6 protein-coding genes and 1 pseudogene are annotated in these 5,383 nt (G+C 70.0%); 6 read left to right on the forward strand and 1 reads right to left on the reverse strand.

Translation table 11 applies throughout. The features are described 5' to 3' along the window. Positions 1–951 (reverse strand): acyl-CoA carboxylase subunit beta (locus RMO85_RS17890; RefSeq protein WP_397204270.1); only part of this gene is annotated, 951 nt, incomplete at its 3' end. 40 nt (positions 952–991) lie between these two features. Between RMO85_RS17890 and RMO85_RS17895 the strand changes: the two genes are divergently transcribed. From RMO85_RS17895 to purE, 6 genes and pseudogenes are all read left to right on the forward strand, one after another. After that, the gene (locus RMO85_RS17895; RefSeq protein ID WP_310530073.1) at positions 992–1,777 is read left to right on the forward strand and encodes a biotin--[acetyl-CoA-carboxylase] ligase; all 786 of its coding nucleotides are present in this window, start codon (positions 992–994) and stop codon (positions 1,775–1,777) included. A 12-nt stretch (positions 1,778–1,789) separates the two neighbouring features. Further along, entirely contained in the window at positions 1,790–2,293 is a 504-nt protein-coding gene (locus RMO85_RS17900) for a PH domain-containing protein (protein WP_310530074.1), read from the forward strand. Beyond that, entirely contained in the window at positions 2,283–3,311 is a 1,029-nt protein-coding gene (locus RMO85_RS17905) for an adenylate/guanylate cyclase domain-containing protein (protein WP_310530075.1), read from the forward strand. The genes RMO85_RS17900 and RMO85_RS17905 overlap by 11 nt, the downstream gene beginning before the upstream one ends. A 145-nt stretch (positions 3,312–3,456) precedes the next feature. Further along, positions 3,457–3,750, forward strand: a pseudogene (locus RMO85_RS17910) (winged helix-turn-helix domain-containing protein); the annotation flags it as partial. Positions 3,751–3,760: 10 nt separating this feature from the next. After that, complete coding sequence (locus tag RMO85_RS17915; RefSeq protein WP_310530077.1) at positions 3,761–4,918, forward strand: 5-(carboxyamino)imidazole ribonucleotide synthase; 1,158 nt, start codon at positions 3,761–3,763, stop codon at positions 4,916–4,918. A 22-nt stretch (positions 4,919–4,940) separates the two neighbouring features. Next, on the forward strand, positions 4,941–5,383 hold a 443-nt coding region (gene purE, locus RMO85_RS17920; RefSeq protein WP_310530079.1), incomplete at its 3' end, for a 5-(carboxyamino)imidazole ribonucleotide mutase.

A 5,383-nucleotide genomic window follows, 5' to 3' on the forward strand; every position in this document is an offset into this window, starting at 1 on the left:
CACTGCCTCGATCACCGTGTGCATGTCGTAGGGCTGGTTGGCGCCGTCGGGAATCAGCGCGTCAAGGGCCGTGTCGAGGTCGCTGACCGTCAGGTCGGCGACCTCGTCGAACGCGCCCCCGAGGAGAACGGGCTCGTCGAGGTTGTTCTGCGGGAGGTAGGACAGCAGCGCCTTCGTGTACTCGATGGCGTCCTCCTCGTCGGAGGCCATGTAGTGCGAGTTGCCCGACTTGGTGTTGTGGGTGCGGGCGCCGCCGAGCTCCTCCATCGTCACGTCCTCGCCGGTGACGGTCTTGATCACGTCGGGACCGGTGATGAACATGGCGGAGGTCTGGTCCACCATGATCGTGAAGTCGGTGACCGCGGGGGAGTAGACGTGGCCGCCGGCGCAGTTGCCCATGATCAGGCTGATCTGCGGGATGACCCCCGAGGCGTGCACGTTGCGCCGGAAGATCTCGCCGTAGAGGCCGAGCGAGACGACGCCCTCCTGGATGCGGGCCCCGGCGCCCTCGTTGATGCCGATGATGGGGCAACCGGTCTTGATGGCGAGGTCCATCACCTTGGTGATCTTCTCGCCGTAGACCTCGCCGAGCGAGCCACCGAAGACCGTGAAGTCCTGCGAGAAGACGCAGACCTGACGGCCGTCGACCGTGCCGTAGCCGGTGACCACGCCGTCGCCGTACGGGCGCCGCTTCTCCAGCCCGAAGGCCACGGAGCGGTGCCGCGCCAGCTCGTCGAGCTCGACGAACGAGCCCTCGTCGAAGAGCATGTCGATGCGCTCGCGGGCGGTGCCCCGACCCTTCGCATGCTGCTTCTCGATCGCCTTCGCCGACCCGGCGTGCACAGCCTCGTCGAGACGTCGCTCAAGGTCGGCGAGCTTGCCCGCGGTCGTGTGGATGTCGACGTCCTGGGGGACGTCCGTGCCCTCGCCGGGCTGCACCTGTGCACTCACTCCAGTGGCCTCCTGTTGTCTGCTGCGTCAATGTAGTGCCATGACTTCCGTGCCTGCACCGCACCCAGCACTCGATCCGGCCCGACTCGCCACGCCCCAGGGCTGGCGAGTCGAGATCATCGAGACCACGCTGTCGACCAACGCCCTGGTCGCCGAGCGCGCCCGCGCGGGCGAGGAGGCGGGACTCGTGGTGGTGACCGAGCACCAGACCGCAGGCCGGGGCCGGCTCGACCGGGTGTGGGAGACCCCGGCGCGAGCAGCGCTGACGTTCTCCGTGCTGCTCCGCCCCGACGCGCCCTCGCACGACTGGCCGTGGCTGCCGCTGCTGGCCGGCTATGCGGTGCAGGCGGCGCTGGCCGACCGGCTGCCGGACATCGCGCTGAAGTGGCCCAACGACATCATGGTCGAGGAGCGCAAGATCGCCGGGATCCTGGTCGAGCGCATCGACACCCCCCAGGGGCCGGCCGCCGTCGTGGGAGTCGGGATCAACGTCTCGCAGACCCTCGAGGAGCTCCCCGTGGCGCTGGCAACGTCCGTGGAGCTCGAGACCGGCGAGCCGGTCGACCGCACCGGTCTGCTCGGACAGGTGCTCGGCTCACTGCACGGACTGCAGGGGCTGCTCCTGGATCCGGAGGCGCTGCGCACGGCGTACGCCGACGTGTGCTCGACGATCGGCCGCGTCGTCGACGTCCATCTGCCCGCCGACGAGGTGCGCCGCGGAGAAGCCCTCGACGTCGACGCTCGTGGCGCCCTCGTCGTGAGCTCGGCCGACGCGACGTTCACCGTCGGAGCCGGCGATGTGATTCACGTCCGCCCGCAGCAGTGACATGATCTGGGCGTGGCCTACCCGACGAAGCTCCTCAACGACGGTGAGCATGTCGTCGTCTCCACCCGCACGCACCCCAAGGCGCTGATCGGCCCTGCGCTGATCCTGCTGCTCGCGGTGGCCGCCGTCGGGTTCGTGTGGACCTTGAGCGACTCGACAGCCTTCGGCGTCGTGGCCGGAGCAGTCGCCGCCGGCATCGTGCTGTGGTGGGTGGTGCGGCCGTTCATCGACTGGCTCACCACGAGCTACACGTTCACCAACCGCCGCTTCATCAAACGCTCGGGGCTGATCGCGAAGGAGGGCCGCACGATCCCGCTCAACCGGATCAGCGGGGTCGACTTCGAGATCGGTGTGATCGACCGGATGTTCGGCTGCGGCACCCTGATCGTGTCCGACGCGAGCACCAACGGACGCGTGCTGCTCGACGACATCCCCCGCGTGGAGCAGGTGCAGCTGCAGGTCGCCGATGAGCTCCACACGCTGGCCAGCGGCGACCGAGCCGACGATGGCACGTGAGGGTCGGCGTCCCGCCTCGGAGAAGTCCGACAACGCTGCCGGGGATCCGCTGACCGTGCCCGAACGACTTGACCTGGCGGTGCTCGGTCAGCCGCCGACCATGAGCGCTGCCGAGGTCGCCGCCGAGACCGGGGTGACGATCGACCAGGCCCGGCGACTGTGGCGAGCTCTCGGCTTCCCCGAGATGGGACACGAACGCGCGTTCAGCACGGCCGACGTCGAGGCGGTCTCGGCCCTCATGTCGATCATCGACTCCGGCGCCGTGGACTTCGACATGGCCGTCAACCTCACCCGCGGCGCGGGCCAGACGATGGCCCGGCTCGCCGACTGGGAGGTCTCGACCCTCGCCGACCGGGTCGAGGAGCTCGAGGCCGGCGACGAGGCGACGGGCTCGCGGGTCGGCTCGGCGCTGCGTCTCATCGAGGAGCTCAGCGGGCCGTTCGAGCAGATGCTGATCTATGCCTGGCGCCGCCACCTCGCCGCTGCGGTGGCTCGGATGGAGGCCATGGGCGCCGCTCATGAGGACCTGCACACGGTCGACGTCACGGTGGGATTCGCCGACCTGGTCTCCTTCACGGCGCTGTCCAACCAGCTGGACCGCGAGCAGATCGGTGACCTCGTCGAGAAGTTCGAGACGCGGTGCCAAGACGTCGTCTCCATGCACGGCGGTCGGATCATCAAGAGTCTTGGCGACTCGGTGCTCTTCGTGCTCAACGAGGCCGTCCCCGCCGTCGAGGTCGCGGAGGGGATCATCCAGGTGATCGGCCGCGACCCACGGATGCCGGACGTGCGCATCGGGCTGGCCTCGGGCCCGGTCGTGCCCCGGCTCGGCGACATCTTCGGCCCGCCGGTCAACCTTGCGTCCCGACTGACGGCGGTCGCGCGCCGCAATCGGCTGATCGTCGACCAGGACACGGCCGACCTGCTTCCCGCGGAGGACTTCGAGTCCCGCCGCCTCCCGGCCCGTCCCGTGCGCGGCTTCGGGTTGGTCGAGCCGGTCGCCCTACGCCGTCGCTGACTCTCCGCGCACCCACCCGCCGTGGGATCCCCCGGTGTAGACCAGTGGTTGCACTTTGGCCGAACGGCCATCACGTCGCGCCACCCGTTCCTAGGTTGTGCGAGTGCTGTCGGCCCAGGACGTGGTGTTGGACCCGCACGCGCGCAGAGTGTGGCGCGGGGATCGAGAGGTTCAGCTCTCGCGCAAGGAATTCGATCTCCTCCACGCGCTCATGCGCCGAGCGGGCAGCGTGGTGACCCGTGCCGAGCTCATGCTCGAGGTCTGGAACACGAACTTCTGGTCGTCCTCCAAGACGATCGACGTGCATCTGGGGTGGCTGCGCCGCAAGCTCGGCGACGACCCGCGCTCTCCCGAGCTGATCACCACGGTGCGCGGCGTGGGGCTCCGTTTCGAGGGTGGCAGCAGTGCCCTGAGGTCTGCCACGCAGCCGCTGCCCTAGGGTTCAGTGCGTGTCAGAGCGAGCACCCACTCTTGCCGTGATCGGTGGCGGCCAGCTCGCCCGGATGATGGCCCAGCCCGCGATCGCGTTGGGACTCCCGCTGCGACTCCTCGCCGAGGCCTCCGGAGTGTCCGCCGCACAGGTCATCCCCGACCATGTCGTGGGCGACTACACCGACCTGGCCACGCTGCGCTCGGTCACGGCAGGGTGCCCGGTCGTCACCTTCGACCACGAGCACGTCCCGACCGCCCACCTGCACGCGCTCGAGGCCGACGGCATCGCCGTCCGCCCCGGACCGGACGCCCTCGTGCACGCCCAGGACAAGGCCGTCATGCGCGCTCGGCTCGCCGAGCTCGACGTGCCGTGCCCGCGCAACGCGGTGGTCGCGACCACCGCCGACGTCGAGGCGTTCGGGCTGCCCTGCGTGCTCAAGACGACCCGGGGCGGCTACGACGGCAAGGGCGTCTGGGTCGTCCACGACCTCGCGGACGCCGCCCCGGCCTTCGAAGCGGCCGCCGTGGCCGGTGTCCAGATCCTGGCCGAGGAACTCGTGGACTTCCGTCGCGAGCTGTCCGCCCTGGTGGCTCGCTCGCCCTCGGGCCAGGCCGCGGCCTACCCGGTGGTCGCCTCCACCCAGCTCGGCGGCGTCTGTCACGAGGTCATCGCCCCGGCGCCGGATCTCGCGCCCTCCCTGGCCGGCGAGGCGCAGCAGATCGCCTTGCGCATTGCCGGTGCGCTCGACGTCACGGGCATCCTCGCCGTCGAGCTCTTCGAGACGACCGACGGCCGGATCCTGGTCAACGAGCTGGCGATGCGCCCCCACAACACCGGTCACTGGACCCAGGACGGCGCCGTGACGTCCCAGTTCGAGAACCATCTCCGCGCCGTCATGGACCTCCCGCTGGGTTCGCCCGCCCCCCGGGCTCGCTGGACGGTGATGGTCAACATCCTGGGCGGACCCACCGACACCGGCCGGCTCTACGACGGCTTCCCACATGCGATGGCCCGCGACCCGCACCTGCGGGTCCACCTCTACGGCAAGGACCTGCGACCGGGTCGCAAGGTGGGACACGTGAACGCCTACGGCGACGACCTCGATGATTGCCTGGAGCGCGCGCGGCATGCGGCCGCGTGGTTCCGCGGAGACCTAGGAGAGACCAGTGAGTGAATCACCACGCGTCGGCATCGTGATGGGCTCGGACTCCGACTGGCCTGTGATGAAGGCCGCCGGGGAGGCGCTCGCCGAGTTCGACGTGTCCTTCGAGGCAGACGTCGTCTCCGCGCACCGGATGCCCGACGAGATGCTGGCCTACGGACGTGGGGCGGCCGCGCGGGGCATCTCGGTCATCATCGCCGGCGCCGGGGGTGCCGCCCATCTGCCCGGCATGCTCGCCGCCGTGACGCCGCTCCCGGTCATCGGGGTCCCGGTCCCGCTCAAGCATCTCGACGGGATGGACTCGCTGCTCTCGATCGGGCAGATGCCCGCGGGCGTCCCGGTCGCCACCGTGTCGATCGGCAACGGTCGCAACGCCGGCCTGCTCGCCGTACGCATCCTCGCGGCGACCGACGCCGGCCTGCGGGAGAAGATGGTGTCGTTCCAGGCTGACCTCAAGGAGTCGGCCACCGCCAGGGG

This window comes from Nocardioides sp., from assembly GCF_031422975.1.
Classification (GTDB): Bacteria; Actinomycetota; Actinomycetes; order Propionibacteriales; family Nocardioidaceae; genus Nocardioides.